Consider the following 20,503-nt stretch of genomic DNA (forward strand, 5'->3'; position numbering starts at 1 on the left):
ATCAGTCCTCCAGGGCTGCGGCGCGAATTTTCAGCGCCTCCTCCAGCGTAATTTTCGTTCTTTTCGCCAATTTTGGGTCCATGTCCGGAAAATCGGAACGGAAATGGCCGCCGCGGCTCTCTTGGCGCGCAAGCGCCGCTGCAGCGATCAACGTGGCCGTAGCGGTCATGTTCCGCATCGTTTCCGTGCGGGCCTCCGCCTCAATCTTCGCAATGACGCGCAGGGCCGCCTTCAATCCCTCCGCATCGCGCACGACACCGACACCATCGGTCATCGCGTTGCGCAGCACCTGCACGGCTGCCTCGTTCACCGGGACATCGCCGTCGGGAAACGCGGGGGTTACCGGCTCAGCGTCGGCGATATCCGCAAGCTCTGCAGCGATACCGACAGCGCAAATCCGTGCGAAAACCAAAGCCTCAAGCAACCCGTTCGACGCTAGACGGTTCGCGCCATGCAGCCCGGTCGACGAGGCCTCGCCGCAAACCCAGAGCCGGTCGAGCGAACTTCGTCCCTCCGTATCGGTATCCACTCCGCCCATATGATAATGTGCGGCCGGCGCAACGGGGATGACGCCGGAAACAGGGTCTATTCCGGCCCGTTCGCAGGCTTCGGCAACGGCGGGGAAGCGGGTCAGGACTTCAGCCCCTAGGGCTGTACGCGTATCCAAAGCGGGTTCGCGCCCGGCCTGTCGCTCCAGGTAAACCGCCCGCGCCACAATATCGCGCGGAGCAAGCTCCGCGTCGGGATGAACGGAGAGCATGAAGCGCTCGCCATCCGCGTTAACGAGTATTGCACCTTCACCGCGCAGCGCTTCGGTCGCGAGCGGGGCAGGGTCTTCGCCACTGGCGATCGCGGTCGGGTGGAACTGTACGAATTCCGGATCGGCGATCCGCGCGCCAGCGCGCGCAGCCATCCCGATGACCTGCCCACGGATCCGAGGCGGGTTTGTCGTAACGGAAAACAGCCCGCCGGACCCGCCGCCCGCAAGCAAAACCGCCGGGCTTTTGATCAGAACGGGCCCCGAAGGCTCAAATGCGCGTTCGATCCACACGCCGGTCACACGGTCATCTTCGGTCTCCAGATACGTGGCCAGGACGCCTTCGAGAACCTGAACCGAGGGTGCCTGCCGGACTGCCGCGACGAGAGTCTGCATGATCTCGCGACCCGCCTGATCGCCTTTCACCCGGACGACCCGCGCGTGACTGTGCGCTGCCTCGCGCGACATCACGTAGTCGCCCTCGAGATCGCGATCGAAGGGCGTTCCGAGTTCGGTCAATGCGAGGATGTGCTGACGTGCTTCTTCGGTGACCAAATGGGCGATTTGCGGTGAAACAGTGCCTGCTCCGGCGATCATCGTGTCGCGTGCATGCGCCGCAGGCGTGTCGCTGACCGACATCGCCGCCGCGACACCCCCCTGGGCCCAAGCCGATGATGCGCCTTCGCCCAGAGTTTCCGGCGAGATGATGAGAACGGGGCGGGGCGCGAGGCTTAGGGCCGCGTAAAGTGCGCCCAAGCCCGCGCCGACGATGACGATCCGCTGCGTTTCGATCACTTCGCCAGCGTCCGGGAGAGTTCGATCATCCGCTCGACCGCGACGCGCGCTTTCTCGGCAATCTGCGGGTCGACGATCACTTCCTCGGTCCCGGTATGCAGCGACCACAGGATTTTTTCGAGCGTGATTTTCTTCATGTAGGGGCACATATTGCACGGACCCACAAAATCTACTTCCGGTAGCGCGTCTGCGATGTTGGATGCCATCGAGCATTCCGTCACCAACATGGCCTCTTTTGGCTTGTTGGTTTCGACGTATTTAATGATCCCCGACGTCGAGCCCGAGAAATCGGAGGCCGCGACAACATCCGGCGGGCATTCCGGGTGCGCGATGATCCGGGTATTTGGGTGCATCGCGCGGAAGTCACTGATATCCTTGGCAGTGTACTGCTCGTGGACGATGCACGAACCTTCCCACCAAACCACATTCTTCTCGGGAACCTCGTTCGCCACGTTCTGCGCAAGGTACTGATCCGGGGTCATGATGACCGTGTCACTCTCCATCGCCCGCACGATCTGCGCGGCGTTGGACGAGGTGCAGCAGATGTCGGACGCGGCTTTCACCTCGGCTGTTGTGTTAACGTAGCTTACCACGGGCGCGCCCGGGTATTTCGCGCGCATCTCCGCAATGCCGTCAGCGGTGATCGACTCCGCCAGCGAGCAGCCGGCTTTCATATCTGGGATCAGGACGGTCTTGGCCGGGTTCAGGATTTTTGACGTTTCGGCCATGAAGTGCACGCCGCATTGGACGATCGTGCCCGCCTGAACTTTGGTCGCTTCGATAGCAAGCTGCAGACTATCACCTACTACATCTGCCACGCCGTGGTAGATTTCCGGCGTCATGTAGTTGTGAGCAAGAATTACCGCGTTCTTCTCTCTCTTCAACTGGTTGATTGCGCGGATATACGGCGCGTAACGCGCGAAATCCGGAAGGGGGATAACGCGATCCATCTTTGCGTGGATCTCGTGCATCTCCTCGGCCAGCTCGATGGACGGCGCAAGATCATAGGTCTCGGCCAGCGTGGCACGCATTTCAGTCAGGTCCAGCATGGACGGTACTCCCGCTCTCTCCCTAAGAAGCCCCCGATTTAAGGGAGGTTGACGCTCGGTTAAATGGGAAACTTGTTTATTTTGATAGAAAAGGCGCCGACGTCAGTCGTAACGGTTCCAGATCGCCGCTTCCCCCAGCTTGGCGACAAAGGCAGCATGGGCTTCGGCTTCTTCAGCAGTCAAACGTGGGGGCAGGGGCTCCGGACGGGGCTTCGGACGCCAGCCTTGATTTGCGCCGGCTTGCAATTTCTGACCGGTTTCAACGGGTTGCAGTCCAAAGCCCGGCTGCCGACCGCCAATCAGCTCGAGGTAGACCTCAGCCAAAATCTCACTGTCGAGCAGTGCGCCGTGCAAAGTCCGCGACGAGTTGTCGATGCCGAAACGACGGCAGAGCGCGTCGAGCGTCGCGGGCGAGCCAGGAAATCTACGCCGTGCCATCGCGAGCGTATCGAGTGCGCGTTCATCCGGGATCAGAGGCATTCCGGCCCAGCGAAGCTCGGCATTCAGAAATTTCATGTCGAACTTGGCGTTGTGGATCACGAGAACCGAGTCCGTGCCGATGAAATTCAGGAAATCGAGGCCGATCTGGGCGAATTTGGGCTTGTCCGACAGGAATTCGTCGCCCAATCCATGCACTTGGAAGGCTTCCTGCGGCATCGAGCGCTCGGGGTTAATGTATTGGTGATAGGTGTTACCGGTGGGCATGTGGTTGAACAGCTCAACCGCGCCGATCTCGACGATCCGATCGCCGTCTTCCGGCTCGAAACCCGTGGTTTCGGTATCGAGAACGATTTCACGCATTTTGCTCACCCCTGATCTGCGCGATCAGGTTTCGCACATCTTGGCGGGTCTGCTCAAGATCGACGGTTTCGATGATGAAGGTCGCGCGGCGGCGTTTCTCTGCGTCCGGCATCTGTCGCGACAGGATGAAATCGAGCTGCGCCTCGGTCATCTCGGGCCGCTCCAGGACGCGCGCGCGCTGAACCTCCGCCGGCGCGGAAACGACAAGAGTGGCATCGCAAGCAGCATCAGCCCCGGTTTCGAACAAAAGAGGGATGTCGAGGAGGATCAGATCCGCCTCTGAGTGATCCGCGATGAACTGGCTACGAGAGGCCGTCGTGAGTGGGTGAACGATCTCTTCAACGCGGTTTAGAGCCGTTTTGTCGTTCGCGAGCAGTTTTTTCAGCTCCACCCGATCCACTGCGCCCGCCTTGATCGCAGAGGGAAAAGCGGCGGCGATCGGCGCAACGGCCGCACCATCCTTCGCATAGAGATCATGCACCGTCTGATCCGCATCCCACACGGGCACGCCGACCTCGGCGAACATCGCGGCGGTCGTGGATTTTCCCATCCCGATGGAGCCGGTCAGACCGAGCAGGAAAGGCTTGCTCATCCCCCGAGCACCGCGTTGCGGACGGTTTCACCGACTTCCGGGCGCTGGCCGAACCAACGCTCAAATCCCGGGACGGCTTGATGCAAAAGCATGCCAAGCCCGTCGACCACGGTGCATCCCGCGTCTTCGGCCTCGGTGAGAAATTTGGTCTTAAGGGGTGTATACACGAGATCACAGCAAGTCGCGCTGGGACGCAATGCATCGAGCGGAACGCGAAACTCCGACTTGCCTATCATACCGAGCGACGTCGTGTTCACCACCGTCGCCGCATCTTCGAGCATATTGCCCGCCCGCACCCAATCGTAAACGACCAGACGCGCCCCGAATTCCTGACGCAGCGCATCGGCGCGCGCCCGCGTCCGGTTCGAGATACGGATTTCCGGCGCTCCGCTTTCCAGAAGCGAAGCGACGATGGCGCGCGCGGCCCCGCCTGCGCCGAGAACGGCAGCCGGGCCAGACTTCGGGTCCCAGTTCGGCGCATTCTGCCTCAGATTAGCGATGAAACCGTAACCATCTGTATTATCTGCGTAAATCTTGCCATCCGGGCGGAACACCAAGGTATTCGCAGCGCCGATTAGGGCCGCGCGATCGGAGATGACATCGGCAATCTCGAGCGCGCGGATCTTGTGCGGGATCGTCACATTCGTGCCGACGAACCCCGCCTTGGGCAAGGTCCGAAGCACGGTTTCCAGATCGTCACTGGCCACATCCATCGGAACATAGAACCCTTCGATCCCGTATTCTGCAAACCAGGTGCGGAACAGGAGCGGCGAGCGCGAATGCGCAACCGGCGATCCGATGACGCCAGCGAGGGGAATGCGCGGATGATCCGTCATGTCGTGAAATCTCCTCGGGCATGAAGCCAGTTAAGGAATTCGATCAAGGGAAGGCCCAGGACGGCAAAATAATCGCCTTGGACGCGGGAGAAAAGACGCACGCCTTCCTCCTCGAGCTTGTAGCTGCCCACGGACCAGCGGATGCTCTCCCAGTTCCGGGCGACGTAATCGTCGATGAAGGGCTCAGTAAGCTCATGCATCGTCAGACGAACTTCGCCCACATGGCGCCAGAGCGGCTCGCCATCCCGGATCGCAACCATCGCGGAAAGCAGTTTGTGGGTTTGGCCGGAGAGGGCACGCAACTGCGATTTCGCGTCCTCCGGTGTCTCCGGCTTCGACAAGACCGTGCCTTTAAGCTCCAGAACCTGATCCGCGCCGACCACCAGTTCTCCGGGATGGCGCGCCGACAGTTTCGCAGCCTTCATCTCGGCGAGAAGGTCCGCGACATCGCGCGGCTTTGCCTCTTCGGCCTCCAAACTCCGCCTGATCGTGTCCTCGTCAATGCGCGCGGGCGCGACCGTCACCGACAGACCGGCGTTGCGCAGAAGCTGCGCGCGGATTTCTGAAGCGGAGGCAAGGAGGATGTTCATGAACTTGTGGATAAGCAGGCGCAGAAGTCTCGGGGTCGAATTGGGCATAACGCGGATCGGCGGATTACTCCACCGGATCGGCACGTTTCATGGCAGATTTGCGAAACTTGTCCACCTGTGGAATTCGGATTCGAGCCGTTGGGGACATGGTGGGGACTTCACAATTTTCTCCAAAGAGTTATCCACAGGATGACGTTGAGACTCTTCGAGACATAAGCACGCAGTATCAATGTTTTAGGAGAAACTAGCCAGCCGAAAGATTCCTTCCCACCAGATGTTTTCCGCCTGTGGAGAAACTCTTGATAAAGTGTTAATCCACATCATCAACAGGCCCTACATCATCATCATCTTTTTCTTTAAAGAATCTTTTTTGAAGATGATGGCAGCTGTCAGCCGGAGGCGAGATGACCGATTTCCTGAGCACTTGGTATTTGTGGATCAAAGCGCTCCACGTGATGGCGATCATCACATGGATGGCGGCCTTGTTTTATTTGCCGCGGCTTTACGTTTACCACGTCGAGGGGCTGAACAAGGCGGGCATGGTGCGCGACAGTGATCAGGAGCTTCTGTTCCGGCATCAGGAACGGCTTCTTCTCAAGGCCATCATGAACCCGGGGATGATCGCGAGCTGGCTTTTCGGTCTGATGCTCGTCTTCACGCCGGGGATCGTCGATTGGTCGAGCGTCTGGCCGTGGACCAAGGCTGCGGCCGTTCTGGGCATGACATGGTTCCACATGTGGTGCGCGAGGGAACGCAAGGCGCTTGTAGAGGGCAGGGCGAACCGCAGCGGGCGCTACTACCGGATGATGAACGAGATCCCGACGATCTTCATGATCGTTATCGTCGCGTCGGTGATCGTGAAATTCTGACTTTCGTTGACTCAGCGACGCTTTGCGCTTATCTGCCTCGCCAAGCCCCGGCCGTCCTGGCCGACCGGTTTTTCTGAGACAAAACGAATCTTTGCGCCCATCGCTCTGGTGAGGCGCCAGCTGCAGGTAATCCGATGAGCGATGAACGCCTCAATCTCTCCGACTTGAAAGCCAAGAGCCCGAAGGAACTTCTGGCGCTGGCCGAAGAATGGGAGATCGAAAATGCCTCGACCATGCGCAAGGGCGAGATGATGTTCTCGATCCTGAAGGAGCATGCCGAGGATGATTGGGTCATCGGTGGCGATGGCGTCCTCGAAGTTCTGCAGGATGGTTTCGGCTTCCTGCGTTCGACCGAGGCGAACTATCTGCCGGGTCCCGACGATATCTACGTCTCGCCCGACATGATCCGCCAGCACAGCCTGCGCACCGGCGATACCGTCGAAGGCGTGATCCGCGCCCCCGGCGAGAACGAGCGGTATTTCGCGTTAACGAAGGTTGAGCGGATCAACTTCGAGGAGCCGGAGAGGGCGCGCCACAAGGTCGCTTTCGACAACCTCACGCCGCTCTATCCGGATGAGCGCCTGAAGATGGAAATCGAGGATCCGACGATCAAGGACCGTTCGGCCCGGATCATCGACCTCGTCGCGCCGATCGGGAAAGGCCAGCGTTCGCTGATCGTCGCCCCGCCGCGGACCGGTAAGACGGTTCTGCTGCAGAACATCGCGACGTCGATCGAGCGTAACCACCCGGAATGCTACCTGATCGTTCTGCTGATCGACGAACGACCGGAAGAAGTCACCGACATGCAGCGTTCGGTGAAGGGCGAGGTGATCTCTTCGACCTTCGATGAACCGGCGACGCGCCACGTTGCGGTGTCCGATATGGTCATCGAAAAGGCCAAGCGCCTCGTCGAGCATAAGCGAGATGTCGTTATTTTGCTGGATTCGATTACCCGTTTGGGCCGCGCCTTCAACACCGTCGTTCCGAGCTCGGGCAAGGTGCTGACCGGTGGTGTCGACGCGAACGCGCTGCAGCGTCCGAAGCGGTTCTTCGGCGCCGCGCGGAACATCGAAGAGGGCGGCTCGCTGACCATTATTGCGACCGCGCTGATCGATACCGGCTCGCGGATGGACGAAGTCATCTTCGAAGAATTCAAGGGCACCGGTAACTCGGAGATTGTGCTGGACCGCAAGGTTGCCGACAAGCGTGTCTTCCCGGCGATGGACATCCTCAAATCCGGCACCCGGAAAGAGGATCTGCTCGTCGATCAGAAGGATCTTCAGAAAACGTACCTTCTGCGCCGCATCCTGAATCCGATGGGTACGACCGATGCGATCGAGTTCCTGATCTCGAAGCTCAAGCAGACCAAAACGAACTCGGAATTCTTCGACTCGATGAACGGCTGAGGCCGTCCTATCTTCCGCTCGGAAGAGGATTGCTATGGACACGATCTATGCTCTGGCCACGGCCCGCGGAAAAGCGGGCGTGGCCGTCATTCGTATTTCAGGACCGCAAGCCTGGTTTGCGGCGCGCGAACTGGCGGGAACCTTGCCGGAACCGCGCATCGCCGGGCTGCGCAGGCTGCGGCTCGCGGGCGAGGAACTCGACGAGGCGGTGGTGCTGTGCTTTGAGAGTGGGGCCAGCTTTACCGGCGAAGAGGTCGCGGAACTGCATATCCACGGGGCGATCGCGACGGTCTCGGCTGTCTTGCGTGCGCTTGGACAGATCGACGGGTTGCGGCTTGCGGAACCTGGTGAATTTACCCGGCGGGCGTTGGAGAACGAACGGCTCGATCTGGCACAGGTCGAAGGACTTTCCGATCTGATCGAGGCGGAGACAGAGGCGCAGCGCAAACAAGCGTTGAAGGTTTTGTCAGGCGCGGTTGGCGCTCTGGTCGAGGATTGGCGGGCGAAGCTGATCCGGGCGGGGGCGTTGATCGAAGCAACGATCGACTTCGCGGATGAGGAAGTTCCGGTCGATGTGTCGCCCGAGGTGTTGGAGCTGATCGACGCGGTCACAGCCGGAATTCGCGATGAATTACGCCGGATTGGTGCGGCAGAACGGATCCGCGAAGGGTTTGAGGTCGCGATTGTCGGGCGTCCGAATGCCGGGAAATCAACCTTACTCAACGCGCTCGCAGGGCGCGAAGCGGCCATCACCTCTGAATTCGCAGGCACGACGCGCGACGTCATCGAGGTGCGAATGGAAATCGGCGGGCAGGCGGTGACCTTGCTCGACACCGCTGGCCTGCGCGAAACCGACGATGTCGTGGAAGCGATCGGGGTGGAGCGGGCTCTGGAACGCGCCCGGCAATCCGACCTGCGCGTCTTCCTGCTCGACGGCGAAGAAGTACCTTTGATCGCGCCAGAACCGGGCGATCTGGTGGTGCATGGCAAATCGGATATCGCCGAGCATGACGGGCTGAACGTGTCCGGGAAAACAGGAGCAGGTCTGGCAGAACTTATCTCCGCAATCGAAGAAAGGCTGTCCGGGCTTGGTGAGGGTGCCGGCGTGATGACGCGCGAGCGACACCGGGTTGCAATGCAACGTGCATTCGGGGCTTTGGAATCGGCGCGAGATGAGGTATTGCGCGGGTCCGACCGGAGCGAGCTGGCAGCGGAATCATTGCGCCAGGCGGCTTGGGCGCTGGAAGCGTTGCTCGGGCGGGTGGATGTCGAGAACCTGTTGGACGAAATTTTCTCGAGCTTCTGCATCGGAAAGTAAGGAGTGTTTCACGTGAAACATTACGACGTCATCGTGATTGGAGGCGGGCACGCCGGAACCGAGGCAGCCCACGCCGCCGCCCGGATGGGCGTGCAGGTGGCCTTGGTGACCCTGCGCGCTGATGCGATCGGGGTAATGTCGTGCAATCCCGCGATTGGTGGGCTCGGAAAAGGCCATTTGGTGCGCGAGATCGACGCGATGGATGGCGTTATGGGGCGGCTCGCCGATGCGGCGGGGATTCAATTTCGCCTTCTTAACCGACGTAAAGGGCCAGCGGTGCAGGGTCCCCGCGCTCAGGCGGACCGTAAACTCTACCGTGAGGCCGCCCAGAGGGTGACTGCGGCGCAACCCAATCTTGAGGTGATCGAAGGGGAGGTGACCGACCTGAGCGTCAAAAGCGGTCGTGTGACCGGCGTGATGCTTGCAGATGGCGTAGCGCTTAGCTGTCATTCGGCGATCCTGACTTCGGGAACGTTCCTGAATGGGGTGATTCATATCGGCGATCAGCAGCGTCCTGGAGGTCGCATCGGGGATCGGCCGTCGCGTGCACTCGCAGAGCGGCTTTATGCGATGGAACTGCCGATGGGCCGTCTGAAAACCGGTACGCCGCCGCGGCTGGATGGGAAGACGATCGCTTGGGAAAAATTGGAGAGCCAGCCGGGCGATGATGATCCGGTGATGTTTTCCTTCCTTAACCGGTCGCCCGAAGTGCGGCAGATCTCCTGCGGGATCACCCATACGAATGGGCGGACTCACGACATCATCCGGGGCAATCTCAACCGCTCAGCAATGTATGGCGGGCATATTTCTGGGGTTGGCCCTCGCTATTGCCCGTCTATCGAAGACAAGGTCGTCCGTTTTGCCGACAAGGGTTCGCATCAGATCTTTCTTGAACCGGAAGGGCTGGACGACGACACGGTCTATCCGAACGGAATTTCGACTTCGCTACCTGTCGATGTTCAGGAAGATTACGTCCATTCGATCTTCGGTCTGGAAAAGGCGAAGATTCTGCAACCCGGTTACGCGATCGAATATGACTATGTCGATCCGCGGGCACTGGACGGCACGCTGCAGTTGCGCGCCGTGCCCGGCCTATATCTTGCGGGACAGATAAACGGAACCACAGGATATGAGGAAGCCGCCGCCCAAGGTTTGGTCGCGGGGTTGAATGCGGCGTCTTCCGCCAAGTCGGGCGAACCGGTGCAATTCAGCCGGACCTCAAGCTATATCGGCGTGATGATTGACGACCTGACCTCACGCGGCGTTACCGAACCTTACCGGATGTTTACCTCGCGCGCCGAATTCCGCCTGTCGCTGCGGGCTGATAACGCCGACCAACGTCTGACCGGGATGGGGATCGAGATTGGCTGCGTTGGCGAAGCGCGCCGTGCGCAGTTTGAAAAGAAGTCCGCCGAACTTGCGGCTGGCGGCGAATTATTGCGGTCGATTTCGCTTACGCCGAAGGAAGCGAAGGAGAAGGGTTTCAAGGTTAACGAGGATGGGACTCGACGGACGGCGTTCGATCTCTTGTCCTTCCCGGATATCACGATGCCCGCTTTGCAGGAGGCGCTTCCGGAACTGAAAAATCTTTCCGAAGATGTCGCGCGGCAATTGTCGATCGATGCGCTTTACGCGAATTACGTGGCGCGTCAGGAGGTCGACGCGGCCTCTCTCAAGCGCGATGAGGGCTGGGAAATCCCCGAAGATTTCAATTTCGATTCTTTGCAAGGGCTTTCGAATGAGCTGAAGGCGAAGCTTCAGCGCGCGATGCCCAAGACTTTAGGTCAGGCGGGGCGTATAGATGGAGTGACGCCGGCTGCGCTAACCTTGATCTTAGCGCGCCTGCGGCAGTCAAAGCGGGAACGCTCTGCATGAAGACGCCCGAAGCCGAGGAGTTTGCGAAGCGATTCGATGTTTCACGTGAAACACTGGATAAGCTCCTAGCCTACGAAGTCCTCCTGAAGAAATGGAACCCGGCGATCAACCTCGTCGCGAAATCGACCTTGGAGGATATGTGGTCGCGCCACTTCCTCGATTCGGCCCAAATATTCGCGATGGCGCCTGAAAATGCGCAGATATGGGCGGATTTCGGGGCAGGGGGAGGGTTTCCAGGCCTGGTGATCGCGGTTTTGTCGGCAGAAAAAGAACCCGAGAGGCAAGTGGTTCTCGTCGAGTCGGATCTTCGCAAATCTGCTTTTCTGTCGACGGTCAGTCGCGAATTGTCGCTCAATACCCGCGTTATCGCGCAGAGAATCGAAGAAATCGCTCCGCTGGACGCGGACGTCGTTTCTGCCCGTGCTCTCGCTAGCCTGCCAAAATTGTTGGAATTCACCGCGCCACATCTGAAGCCGGACGGGACGGCTCTCTTTCCGAAAGGCGCACGCTGGCAGGAAGAACTTGCGCAGGCGCGGGAAAGCTGGTCCTTTGACCACGAGGCGATCGAAAGCCTCAGTGATCCAAACAGTGTTGTCCTGAAAATCCACGGAGCCGAGCGTGTCTGACCCAATTCGCGCAAACGAACCGAAAATTATTGCGATTGCGAACCAGAAGGGCGGCGTGGGCAAGACGACAACGGCGATCAATCTCGCTGCCGGGCTCGTCGAGGCCGGGCGGAAGGTGCTTCTTATCGACCTGGATCCGCAGGGGAACGCGTCGACGGGGCTCGGAATCGAACCTGATGATCGCGAACTGACGACCTATGATCTTCTGATCGAGGATGCGCCGGTTTCGTCAGTCTTGCACAAGACGGAAATCGACGGTCTTTACCTTTGTCCAGCGACAACGGACCTGTCCTCGGCCGATATGGAGCTCGTATCGACCGAAAAGCGCAGCTTTCTTCTGCATGACGCGCTACGACATCCTGATGTCGATACCTATGGCTTCGACTATATATTGATCGACTGCCCGCCTAGCCTTAGCCTGCTGACCATCAACGCGATGGTCGCATCGCATTCGGTGCTGGTGCCGCTTCAGGCGGAATTCTTCGCGCTCGAAGGGCTTTCGCAGCTGATGCTGACGATCCGGGAGATCCGGCTCAGCGCAAATCGAAACCTGCGGATAGAAGGGATCGTTCTCACGATGTATGACGTGCGGAACAATCTCTCGCAGCAGGTGGAGGCGGATGCGCGCGCGACCTTGGGTGAGCTGGTTTTCCGTACGATGATTCCCCGGAACGTGCGGGTCTCCGAGGCGCCTTCCTACGCGATGCCGGTGCTCAACTATGACAGCAGCTCGCGCGGGGCGGTGGCCTATCGAAACCTGGCGAGCGAATTGATGTCGCGGCACGAATTGGCAAAGGCGGTGTGAGCATGGCGAAAGAACGCGAAAAGCGTGGATTGGGGCGCGGTTTGTCGGCGTTGATGGCGGATGTCGATTTGAATCCAGCAGAGACAACAGCGTCGCCGCGCCGGCCGGAGCAATATGTGCCGGTCGAGAAGATCGAGCCGAACCCGGACCAGCCGCGTCGCGATTTCGAGCCTGCCGCCCTGGAAGAACTGGCGGCGTCGATCCGCGAAAAAGGCGTGATTCAGCCGCTTATCGTGCGCAAACACCCGACGAAGCCGGATCATTATGAGATCGTGGCCGGTGAACGCCGGTGGCGCGCGTCGCAGATGGCCAAGCTGCACCAGCTTCCGGTCATCATTCGCGAGTTCAACGACACGGAAGTTCTTGAAGTCGCGATTATCGAAAACATTCAGCGCGCCGACCTCAACGCGTTGGAAGAAGCACTGGCCTACAAGCAATTGATGAGCCGCTTCGGCCACACACAAGAAAAGCTGGCCGAGGCGCTGTCGAAAAGCCGTAGTCATATCGCCAACCTGATGCGTCTGCTGCAACTTCCCGAAGAAGTGCAGGGCTACCTGCGCGAGGGGAAACTCTCCGCTGGTCATGCGCGGGCGATGATTACCGCTGAGGATCCGGTCGGTCTGGCCCGGCAAGCCGTGGCAAAGACGCTGTCGGTGCGCGATGTCGAAAAGCTCGCTAAAAAGCAGCAGGGTGGGGAAGAGCGCAAGGCGCGTCCGAAGCCCCAGAAGGATGCCGATACGCGCGCGCTCGAAGGCGATCTTTCCGCGACGATCGGGATGAAGGTCGCGATCGATCACACGAGCAACGGAAGCGGTAAGATCACGATTTCCTACGGTGATCTGGAGGGGCTCGACCGTCTTTGCCAAATGCTCAGCAACGGCTAATCAGCTATTCGGGCGGGTCCAGATGAAAATCAGAACGCCGAGCAGCGTAATCCCCTGAATCGCTAGGATGCCGACTGGCAACCGGAAGGCTAACGACAGGCCAAAAGCCGCGAAAACAGACACTGTTGCCGCGATTTTTGCGCGTTTCGCGATAGCACGCCGTTCCTGCCAGTCGATGACCTGTGGCCCGAAACGCGGATGGGTGATGATCCAGTTGTGCAGGCGATCGGAGGACCGCGCGAAGCAGAACGTCGCTAGAAGAATCAGGGGAACGGTAGGGACAAGCGGCAGAAACAGCCCGATGATACCGATGGCGGTCGAGACGATGCCAAGCGTGAGCCAGACGATGCGCATCAGGGGATCAGGTCGCGAATGATGGCGTTCAGGACCGGGCGGCCTTGATCCGTCGCGCGCAGAAATCCGTTCTCTCTCTCGATCATGCCGATATCCTCAAGATGGCGCATCGTCGCCTCGTCGAGCGGTGAACGCGAGATCGTGTTGAACCGTTCCATCTCGAGCCCTTCGGAGAGGCGTAGCGCGAATAGAAGATACTCGATTGCCTGCTCTTCGCGGGGCAGGGCGGCGCGTTCATTCTCTCCGGCACCGGTTTTTTCCACCTGCGCAAGCCAGGCGCCGGGTTGTTTGAGCGTATCGGTGGCGTGACGGACACCATTTTCGGTCAGGCGCCCATGCGCGCCGGGACCGATGCCGATATAGTCCCCATAGCGCCAGTAAATCAGGTTGTGGCGGCTCTCGGCGCCGGGGCGCGCGTGGTTCGAGATTTCATAGGCGGGGAGGCCGTGCTTCTCGCAGATTTCCTGCGTCGCGAAATACATTTCGGCGGAGATATCGTCCTCGGGAATGCCGCGGAGCTTGCCTGCATCGTGCCGCGCACCGAACACCGTGCCGGGTTCAATGGTCAGCTGATAGAGGGAGAGGTGGTCGACTGCCATTCGCAGCGCCTCGTCCAGCTCTGACTTCCAATCTTCGATCGACTGGTGCTGGCGCGCGTAGATCAGATCGAAGCTCACACGGTCGAATTGCTTGCCCGCAATGTCGAAGGCTTTCTGGCCTTCTGCGACCGAGTGCATCCGGCCCAAACGACGCAGATCTTCGTCATTCAGCGCCTGCATCCCCATCGAGACGCGGTTCACGCCAGCCTTGGAAAAGGCTCTAAACCGCCCGGATTCGACACTTGTGGGGTTTGCTTCGAGGGTAATCTCGAAATCGTTGCTGGTTTGCCAGTTTCTGCGAATGCGTTCGATGATCGCGGCGACGATCTCGGGATCCATTAGCGATGGAGTGCCGCCGCCGAAGAAAACCGTGTTCAAAACCCGGCCTTCGGTCTGAGCGGCATAGCGGTCGAGTTCGCTGAGATAAGCAGACAGCCATCGTTTTTGGTCGATGGAGGTCGCGACGTGCGAATTGAAGTCGCAATAAGGACATTTGGCGGCACAGAACGGCCAGTGAAGGTAGAGGCCGAACCCCCCGTGCCGCCAATCCTCGGTCATTTCGCCTCGAATACCGTAACGAATTTGCGGAAAGCGTCCGCACGGTGCGAAATCTCGTTCTTCTGCGCGGGGTCCATCTCCGCGAAGGTGAGATCGTAGCCCTCGGGCTGGAACATCGGGTCGTAGCCATGGCCAAGCGCGCCGCGCATCGGCCAGACCAGTTGACCCTCGGCGCGGCCTTCGAACACTTCGTCATGCCCGTCGGGCCAGGCGAGAACCAGCGTCGAGCGGAACCGCGCAGTCCGGGGCGAGGGGGCCTCGATATCGTCGCAAGCCTTCCACGTCTTCTCCATCGCCATGGTGAAATCGCGACCGTTCGGGGTCGTCGCCCAATCGGCGGTATAAACGCCCGGCGCCCCGTCGAGACAGTCCACTTCAATCCCGGAATCGTCAGCCAAGGCGGGCAGGCCCGTCGCCTTGGAAGCGGCGTGCGCCTTGATCCGGGCATTGCCGACGAAGGTGCTCTCGGTCTCTTCCGGCTCGGGTAGGTTCATTTCCTTCGCGCCGACCACCTCGACGCCGAAAGGCGCGAGGATAGCTTTGATCTCCTCGAGCTTCCCAGCGTTATGGGTCGCGACCAGCAGCTTCTTCTCGGTGAAGCTCCTCATCCGATCGCCGCTTTCTGCGCTTCGACGAGCTTCGCCGCGCCTTCCTCGGCCAAATCGAGAAGCCGATCCATCTGCTCGCGCGAGAAGGTCGCGCCTTCGGCCGACATCTGCACTTCGATGAGCTTGCCGCGCCCGGTCATGATGAAATTCCCGTCGGTGCCCGCTTCGCTATCCTCGGCATAGTCGAGATCGGCCACCGGCTGGCCCGCATAAATGCCGCAGGACAAGGCTGCGACATGGTCGAGCAGCGGATCCGAGGTGCAGGCGCCCGATTTCATCAACTTGTTCGCTGCGAGACGCAGCGCGACCCAACCGCCGGTGATCGAGGCGCAACGCGTGCCGCCATCGGCCTGGATCACATCGCAATCGACGACGATCTGACGCTCGCCAAGCGCCGAACGATCTACGCCAGCGCGTAGAGCGCGTCCGATAAGTCGTTGAATTTCAACGGTTCTTCCGCCTTGCTTGCCCGCCGCGGCCTCGCGACGGTTACGCGTGTTGGTCGCGCGCGGCAGCATGCCGTATTCTGCGGTCACCCAGCCAAGGCCGGAGCCTTTCAGGAAGGACGGGGCGCGATCCTCGATGGTGGCGGTGCACAGCACATGGGTGTCGCCCATTTTGATGAGGCATGACCCTTCTGCGTGTTTCGTAACCCCGGTCTCGATTGAAATCGGGCGAAGTTCGCTTAACTCTCTGCCGGAAGGGCGCATCGTGGGGTCCTTTCTACTGAATTCACCCCATTTGATCGCCCATGCGCAGCGATGCAACCCCCGAGCCGAGATTGACCTTCGGCTTCGCGCGGCTTTAAGTCAGCTTGGATGAAGCGCGATGAGTGACCAGAACGATATTCTCTCTGAACTGAACGACCGCTCCCGCGAAGTGTTTCGCCGGGTGGTCGAAGGCTATCTGACGACTGGCGGTCCCGTGGGCTCGCGCAGTCTGACCCGAGAGATGAACGAGAAGGTCTCGGCGGCGACGATCCGCAACGTTATGCAGGACCTCGAATATCTCGGGCTTCTGGACAGCCCGCATGTCTCTGCGGGGCGCGTTCCGACCCAGATGGGTCTGCGGTTGTTCGTCGACGGGGTGATGGAAGTGAGCCACCTCGGGGACGAGGACCGCGCGGCGCTCGATGCAACGATGGGCGCGAATTCAGGCGATGTAGGGTCTTTGTTGGACCGAGTGTCGAGCGCGCTTTCGGGAATGACGCAGGGCGCGAGCCTCGTTCTCACGCCCAAACACGAGGCCCCGATCCGCCATATCGAATTCGTTTCGTTGGCGCCCGACCGTGCACTGGTCGTGCTCGTCTTCGCGGATGGGCAGGTAGAGAACCGCGTCTTCACGCCGCCGCTCGGACAGACGCCTTCGTCGATGCGGGAGGCCGCCAATTTCCTCAACGCGATGGCGGAGGGAAGAACCCTGTCCGAGCTGCGGGGCCACATCGCCCGCCAGATTGCAAATCACCGTAACGAAATCGATTCGCTCGCGACTGAACTGATCGACAGCGGTCTGGCCGCTTGGGAGAACAAAGGCGAGCGCTACGAACGGCTGATCGTGCGTGGTCGCGCCAACCTCTTGGGTTCTGAAGACGACCTCGACCGCATCCGCTCGCTATTCGACGATCTCGAGCGGAAGCGCGACATCGCCGAATTCCTCGATCTGGCCGAGGATGGCGAAGGTGTGCGTATTTTTATTGGCTCAGAGAACAAACTTTTCTCTCTTTCGGGTTCCTCTTTGGTTGTCTCTCCATATATGAACGCTGACCGAAAGATCATTGGTGCGGTGGGCGTGATTGGGCCGACCCGGCTCAACTACGGGCGCATCGTGCCGATCGTGGACTACACAGCGCAACTGGTCGGGCGGATGATCTCCGGCCAGGGCAAAGGATGAATGGCATGAGCGAGAAAAAAGACGAGATTGCCGAGGATCAGGCGCATATCGACGAGAGTTTTGAAGACGTGATGTCTTATGAAGCCGACGAGCTCGAGGCGTTGCGTGCGGAGCGCGACGATTATCGCGACCGTTTCATGCGTGCGCTGGCAGATGCCGAGAACGCACGCAAACGGGCCGACAAAGAGCGTCAGGAAGCCTCGAATTACGGCGGGACGCGTCTTGCGCGCGACATGCTGCCGGTGTTCGACGCGCTGTCGCGTGCGCTCGAGGCCGCGAATGAGGACGTGCGTTCGCAGGCCGGGCCGTTCCTCGAAGGGGTCGAACTGACCCAGCGCGAATTGCTCAACGTGTTCGCTCGTCACGGCATCACCACCGTTGCGCCTGAAGTCGGCGAGAAGTTCGACCCGCAGATGCATGAAGCGATGTTCGAAGCGCCCGCGCCCGGCACCAAGGCCGGCGACATCATCCAGGTCATGGAGAACGGCTTCATGATCCACGACCGGCTTCTGCGGCCGGCGAAAGTGGGCGTCAGCTCCACTCCGAAATCCTGATCGGTAAGGCTGGGGGCACTGCCCCCAGACCCCCGGGATATTTCCATCAAGAAGAGGAAGACTACTCCGTGAGAAGCGCGCGAAGCTCGTAGAGGGCGTCGAGCGCGTCTTTCGGTGTCATGTCGTCCGGAATGAGCGATTTCAGGCGTTCCTCCAGCGGAGACGGACCGGTTGGCGGGGCGGCGGGTTGCGGTGTGTTAGACACTGAAAATAGCGGCAGATCGTCGATCACCGCCTGTTTCTTGCCACCGCCTTCGCGTTCGCCCTTCTCCAGCGCATCAAGGACGATCCGCGCGCGTTCCACGACGGAATGCGGAAGCCCGGCGAGCCGTGCGACCTGAACGCCATAGGAGCGGTCGGCGGCGCCTTTGCGAACCTCGTGCAGGAAGATCACTTCGCCTTCCCATTCCTTCACCGCGACAGTCGCATTTTCGACGCCGTCTAGCTTCGCCGACAGCGCGGTCATCTCGTGGTAATGGGTCGCGAAGAGGGCTCGACAGCGGTTGGACGCGTGCAGATGCTCCATGACCGCCCAGGCGATCGAGAGCCCGTCATAGGTTGCCGTTCCGCGGCCGATTTCGTCGAGGATCACCAGAGCGCGGTCATCGGCCTGATTGAGGATCGCGGCGGTTTCCACCATCTCGACCATGAAGGTCGACCGGCCCCGCGCCAGATCGTCCGCCGCGCCGACGCGGCTGAAGAGTTGTGACACAAGACCGATATGGGCGGATTTCGCCGGAACGAAGCTGCCTGCCTGTGCGAGAAGCGCGATCAGGGCGTTCTGGCGCAGGAAGGTCGATTTACCGGCCATGTTCGGACCGGTGAGCAGCCAGATCGCGGGGGTCGCGCCTTCGGTCAGTTCGCAGTCATTCGCGATGAACGGCTCGCCGGATTTCTTGAGCGAGGCTTCGACGACCGGATGCCGCCCGCCTTCAATCTCGAAAGCGTGGCTGTCATCGACCGTGGGTTCTGCCCAGTCTTCGTTGCGCGCGAGCGTCGCGAAAGCGCTGGCGAGGTCGATTTCGGCAAGTGCGCGCGAGGCCTCGTTGATCGGACCCGCGCGGTCGAGAATTGCTTGTCTCAGACTGGAATAGAGCCTTTTTTCGATCTCCAGCGCATGGTTTCCAGCGTTCAGAATGCGGGTCTCGATCTCGCTCAGTTCGACCGTCGTGAAGCGCACCTGGTTCGCAGTGGTCTGACGGTGGATGAAGCGCTCCGACAACGGCGGGGCGAGCATCTTCTCGGCATGGGTGGCGGTGGTTTCGATGAAGTAGCCCAGCACGTTGTTGTGCTTGATCTTGAGCGAATTGATCCCCGTGGCCTCGATATATTCCGCCTGCATTTTCGCGATCACGCCACGGCCCTCGTCACGCAGCTGGCGCGTCTGGTCGAGATCTTCGTCGTAGCCTGCCGCGATGAAGCCGCCGTCGCGCGCAAGAAGCGGGGGCTCCGCGATGAGCGCCGCATCCAGAAGGGCGGTGAGGTCGTCATGGCCCATCAGTGCCTTGGTGGCCTCGGCGAGCAGCGGCGGGGCCTCGACGGCGGACACCGCTTCGGCGATCCGCTCGGCCTGCGCCAACCCGTTGCGGATCGCGGCCATGTCGCGCGGGCCGCCGCGGTCGAGGGCGAGGCGCGAAAGCGCTCGATCCATATCGGGGCAGCGCTTCAGATCGGCGCGGATATCTTCGGAAAATCGACCCTGTTCCAGCAAAAAACGCACGGAATCGTGCCGCGCGTGGATTTCGGTCAGACTCCGGGACGGGGCGGAGATCCGGCGTTCCAGAAGCCGCGCGCCGCCTGCCGTAACGGTGCGGTCGATGGCATTCAGGAGCGAGCCGTCGCGCCCGCCCGAAAGTGCCTGCGTCAATTCCAGATTGCGGCGCGTCGCAGCGTCGATCTGCATCGCTGCGCCGCTGTCTTCATGCACGGGACGGCGCAGGAGGGGCAGTTTCCCTTTCTGCGTGATCTCGAGGTAATCGACAATCGCCCCCATCGCGGCCATCTCGGCGCGGGTGAAGCTGCCGAACGCATCGAGCGAGCCGATGGAATAGAGCGACAGAAGCCGCGTCTCGGCCGCCTGACTGTCGAAGCTCGCCCGCGACAAGGGCGTCATTGCCGCTCGCATATCAGAGACTATTTCGGCGCAATCGGCCTCTTTCGCCTCACTGACCAGCACTTCACGAGGCGCAAGCCGGGCAAGCTCGGGGCCCAGCCGCGACAGCGGGCATGGCGTCACGCGGAATTCGCCGGTAGAGATATCGACCCACGCAATCGCGGCTTCGTCGCGCACCTCGGCCCAGGCAGCGAGGAAGTTGTGGCGGCGCGCCTCCAGCAAGCTTTCCTCGGTGAGCGTACCGGGCGTGACCAGCCGCACCACATCGCGTTTCACGACGGATTTCGAGCCGCGCTTCTTCGCTTCGGCAGGGTCTTCCATCTGCTCGGCGATCGCCACGCGGAAGCCTTTTCGGATCAGCGTCAGCAAATAGCCCTCGGCCGCGTGCACGGGGACGCCGCACATCGCGATATCCTCTCCCATGTGCTGACCACGCTTGGTCAGTGCGATGTCGAGCGCGGCCGCGGCATCGACCGCGTCCTGAAAGAACATCTCGTAGAAATCACCCATCCGATAGAACAGGAGTGCGCCCGGATTGGCCTCCTTGATCCCCAGATACTGTTCCATCATCGGTGTGACGGTCGGCTTGGCCATGTGCCCCCCATTTGCTGGTCGCGCGACCCT

20 protein-coding genes are annotated in these 20,503 nt (G+C 60.6%); 9 read left to right on the forward strand and 11 right to left on the reverse strand.

Features of this window, described 5'->3' with window-relative positions; genetic code table 11:
* Position 1: 1 nt before the first annotated feature.
* The 6 genes from B6V72_RS10445 to B6V72_RS10470 form a co-directional block, all read right to left on the reverse strand.
* Entirely contained in the window at positions 2–1,552 is a 1,551-nt protein-coding gene (locus B6V72_RS10445) for an L-aspartate oxidase (RefSeq protein WP_088735500.1), read from the reverse strand.
* Positions 1,549–2,601: a quinolinate synthase NadA gene (gene nadA, locus B6V72_RS10450; protein ID WP_088735501.1), complete on the reverse strand. Its 1,053-nt coding sequence runs from the start codon at positions 2,599–2,601 to the stop codon at positions 1,549–1,551. The genes B6V72_RS10445 and nadA overlap by 4 nt, the downstream gene beginning before the upstream one ends.
* A gap of 102 nt (positions 2,602–2,703) precedes the next feature.
* A complete protein-coding gene (dnaQ, locus tag B6V72_RS10455) occupies positions 2,704–3,402 on the reverse strand; it encodes a DNA polymerase III subunit epsilon (RefSeq protein WP_088719946.1) in 699 nt (232 codons plus the stop codon).
* Positions 3,395–3,994, reverse strand: coding sequence for a dephospho-CoA kinase (gene coaE / locus B6V72_RS10460; RefSeq protein WP_088735502.1), 600 nt, complete (start codon positions 3,992–3,994; stop codon positions 3,395–3,397). The genes dnaQ and coaE overlap by 8 nt, the downstream gene beginning before the upstream one ends.
* A complete protein-coding gene (locus tag B6V72_RS10465; protein ID WP_075776734.1) occupies positions 3,991–4,830 on the reverse strand; it encodes a shikimate dehydrogenase in 840 nt (279 codons plus the stop codon). Before B6V72_RS10465 ends, coaE begins: the two co-directional genes overlap by 4 nt.
* Positions 4,827–5,468 carry a Maf family protein gene (locus B6V72_RS10470; RefSeq protein WP_240497715.1) on the reverse strand — a complete coding sequence of 214 codons (642 nt, stop codon included), beginning with the start codon at positions 5,466–5,468 and terminating at the stop codon, positions 4,827–4,829. Before B6V72_RS10470 ends, B6V72_RS10465 begins: the two co-directional genes overlap by 4 nt.
* A gap of 356 nt (positions 5,469–5,824) precedes the next feature.
* Here B6V72_RS10470 and B6V72_RS10475 point away from each other — a divergent pair, with 356 nt between their 5' ends.
* The 7 genes from B6V72_RS10475 (at position 5,825) to B6V72_RS10505 (ending at position 13,203) form a co-directional block, all read left to right on the forward strand.
* Positions 5,825–6,289 (forward strand): CopD family protein, encoded by a 465-nt coding sequence (locus B6V72_RS10475; RefSeq protein ID WP_088735503.1) that lies wholly within the window; start codon positions 5,825–5,827, stop codon positions 6,287–6,289.
* A gap of 134 nt (positions 6,290–6,423) precedes the next feature.
* Entirely contained in the window at positions 6,424–7,695 is a 1,272-nt protein-coding gene (gene rho / locus B6V72_RS10480) for a transcription termination factor Rho (protein ID WP_075776732.1), read from the forward strand.
* Between the two features lie 34 nt (positions 7,696–7,729).
* Positions 7,730–9,013 carry a tRNA uridine-5-carboxymethylaminomethyl(34) synthesis GTPase MnmE gene (gene mnmE, locus B6V72_RS10485; protein WP_088735504.1) on the forward strand — a complete coding sequence of 428 codons (1,284 nt, stop codon included), beginning with the start codon at positions 7,730–7,732 and terminating at the stop codon, positions 9,011–9,013.
* A gap of 12 nt (positions 9,014–9,025) precedes the next feature.
* Positions 9,026–10,888, forward strand: coding sequence for a tRNA uridine-5-carboxymethylaminomethyl(34) synthesis enzyme MnmG (mnmG, locus tag B6V72_RS10490; protein WP_088735584.1), 1,863 nt, complete (start codon positions 9,026–9,028; stop codon positions 10,886–10,888).
* Positions 10,885–11,514: a 16S rRNA (guanine(527)-N(7))-methyltransferase RsmG gene (rsmG, locus tag B6V72_RS10495; protein WP_088735505.1), complete on the forward strand. Its 630-nt coding sequence runs from the start codon at positions 10,885–10,887 to the stop codon at positions 11,512–11,514. The genes mnmG and rsmG overlap by 4 nt, the downstream gene beginning before the upstream one ends.
* The gene (locus tag B6V72_RS10500) at positions 11,507–12,319 is read left to right on the forward strand and encodes an AAA family ATPase (protein WP_075776728.1); all 813 of its coding nucleotides are present in this window, start codon (positions 11,507–11,509) and stop codon (positions 12,317–12,319) included. Before rsmG ends, B6V72_RS10500 begins: the two co-directional genes overlap by 8 nt.
* Positions 12,320–12,321: 2 nt before the next feature.
* Positions 12,322–13,203, forward strand: a complete 882-nt coding sequence (locus B6V72_RS10505; RefSeq protein WP_088735506.1) for a ParB/RepB/Spo0J family partition protein — start codon at positions 12,322–12,324, stop codon at positions 13,201–13,203.
* Here the strand turns inward: B6V72_RS10505 and B6V72_RS10510 are convergent, their stop codons facing one another.
* Genes B6V72_RS10510 through rph form a run of 4 tightly spaced genes read right to left on the reverse strand, consistent with a single transcriptional unit; the run spans position 13,204 to position 16,032 of the window.
* On the reverse strand, positions 13,204–13,557 hold the full coding sequence (locus B6V72_RS10510) for a YbaN family protein (protein ID WP_088735507.1): 354 nt from the start codon (positions 13,555–13,557) through the stop codon (positions 13,204–13,206).
* Entirely contained in the window at positions 13,557–14,714 is a 1,158-nt protein-coding gene (hemW, locus tag B6V72_RS10515) for a radical SAM family heme chaperone HemW (RefSeq protein WP_088735508.1), read from the reverse strand. Before hemW ends, B6V72_RS10510 begins: the two co-directional genes overlap by 1 nt.
* Positions 14,711–15,322 carry an RdgB/HAM1 family non-canonical purine NTP pyrophosphatase gene (rdgB, locus tag B6V72_RS10520; RefSeq protein WP_075776724.1) on the reverse strand — a complete coding sequence of 204 codons (612 nt, stop codon included), beginning with the start codon at positions 15,320–15,322 and terminating at the stop codon, positions 14,711–14,713. Before rdgB ends, hemW begins: the two co-directional genes overlap by 4 nt.
* A complete protein-coding gene (gene rph, locus B6V72_RS10525) occupies positions 15,319–16,032 on the reverse strand; it encodes a ribonuclease PH (protein ID WP_075776723.1) in 714 nt (237 codons plus the stop codon). Before rph ends, rdgB begins: the two co-directional genes overlap by 4 nt.
* Before the next feature lie 118 nt (positions 16,033–16,150).
* On the opposite strand from rph, the gene hrcA reads away from it, so the two are divergent.
* Together hrcA and B6V72_RS10535 are read left to right on the forward strand one after the other, a co-directional pair.
* On the forward strand, positions 16,151–17,212 hold the full coding sequence (hrcA, locus tag B6V72_RS10530) for a heat-inducible transcriptional repressor HrcA (RefSeq protein ID WP_075776722.1): 1,062 nt from the start codon (positions 16,151–16,153) through the stop codon (positions 17,210–17,212).
* A 5-nt stretch (positions 17,213–17,217) separates the two neighbouring features.
* Complete coding sequence (locus B6V72_RS10535) at positions 17,218–17,766, forward strand: nucleotide exchange factor GrpE (RefSeq protein WP_075776721.1); 549 nt, start codon at positions 17,218–17,220, stop codon at positions 17,764–17,766.
* 61 nt (positions 17,767–17,827) lie between these two features.
* On the opposite strand, the gene mutS is transcribed toward B6V72_RS10535, so the two are convergent.
* Entirely contained in the window at positions 17,828–20,473 is a 2,646-nt protein-coding gene (gene mutS, locus B6V72_RS10540; RefSeq protein WP_088735509.1) for a DNA mismatch repair protein MutS, read from the reverse strand.
* Positions 20,474–20,503: the final 30 nt, after the last annotated feature.

Source organism: Thioclava sp. F34-6 (genome assembly GCF_002213235.1).
GTDB classification, from domain to species: Bacteria; Pseudomonadota; Alphaproteobacteria; order Rhodobacterales; family Rhodobacteraceae; genus Thioclava; species Thioclava nitratireducens.

What these genes read in the sequence shown, in the direction of transcription:
- nadA (WP_088735501.1), bottom strand. Translation starts at nt 2,601, where the DNA reads ATGCTGGACCTGACTGAAATGCGTGCCACGCTGGCCGAGACCTATGAT.
- dnaQ (WP_088719946.1), bottom strand. Translation starts at nt 3,402, where the DNA reads ATGCGTGAAATCGTTCTCGATACCGAAACCACGGGTTTCGAGCCGGAA.
- coaE (WP_088735502.1), bottom strand. Translation starts at nt 3,994, where the DNA reads ATGAGCAAGCCTTTCCTGCTCGGTCTGACCGGCTCCATCGGGATGGGA.
- B6V72_RS10465 (WP_075776734.1), bottom strand. Translation starts at nt 4,830, where the DNA reads ATGACGGATCATCCGCGCATTCCCCTCGCTGGCGTCATCGGATCGCCG.
- B6V72_RS10470 (WP_240497715.1), bottom strand. Translation starts at nt 5,468, where the DNA reads ATGCCCAATTCGACCCCGAGACTTCTGCGCCTGCTTATCCACAAGTTC.
- B6V72_RS10475 (WP_088735503.1), top strand. Translation starts at nt 5,825, where the DNA reads ATGACCGATTTCCTGAGCACTTGGTATTTGTGGATCAAAGCGCTCCAC.
- rho (WP_075776732.1), top strand. Translation starts at nt 6,424, where the DNA reads ATGAGCGATGAACGCCTCAATCTCTCCGACTTGAAAGCCAAGAGCCCG.
- mnmE (WP_088735504.1), top strand. Translation starts at nt 7,730, where the DNA reads ATGGACACGATCTATGCTCTGGCCACGGCCCGCGGAAAAGCGGGCGTG.
- rsmG (WP_088735505.1), top strand. Translation starts at nt 10,885, where the DNA reads ATGAAGACGCCCGAAGCCGAGGAGTTTGCGAAGCGATTCGATGTTTCA.
- B6V72_RS10505 (WP_088735506.1), top strand. Translation starts at nt 12,322, where the DNA reads ATGGCGAAAGAACGCGAAAAGCGTGGATTGGGGCGCGGTTTGTCGGCG.
- B6V72_RS10510 (WP_088735507.1), bottom strand. Translation starts at nt 13,557, where the DNA reads ATGCGCATCGTCTGGCTCACGCTTGGCATCGTCTCGACCGCCATCGGT.
- hemW (WP_088735508.1), bottom strand. Translation starts at nt 14,714, where the DNA reads ATGACCGAGGATTGGCGGCACGGGGGGTTCGGCCTCTACCTTCACTGG.
- rdgB (WP_075776724.1), bottom strand. Translation starts at nt 15,322, where the DNA reads ATGAGGAGCTTCACCGAGAAGAAGCTGCTGGTCGCGACCCATAACGCT.
- rph (WP_075776723.1), bottom strand. Translation starts at nt 16,032, where the DNA reads ATGCGCCCTTCCGGCAGAGAGTTAAGCGAACTTCGCCCGATTTCAATC.
- hrcA (WP_075776722.1), top strand. Translation starts at nt 16,151, where the DNA reads ATGAGTGACCAGAACGATATTCTCTCTGAACTGAACGACCGCTCCCGC.
- B6V72_RS10535 (WP_075776721.1), top strand. Translation starts at nt 17,218, where the DNA reads ATGAGCGAGAAAAAAGACGAGATTGCCGAGGATCAGGCGCATATCGAC.
- mutS (WP_088735509.1), bottom strand. Translation starts at nt 20,473, where the DNA reads ATGGCCAAGCCGACCGTCACACCGATGATGGAACAGTATCTGGGGATC.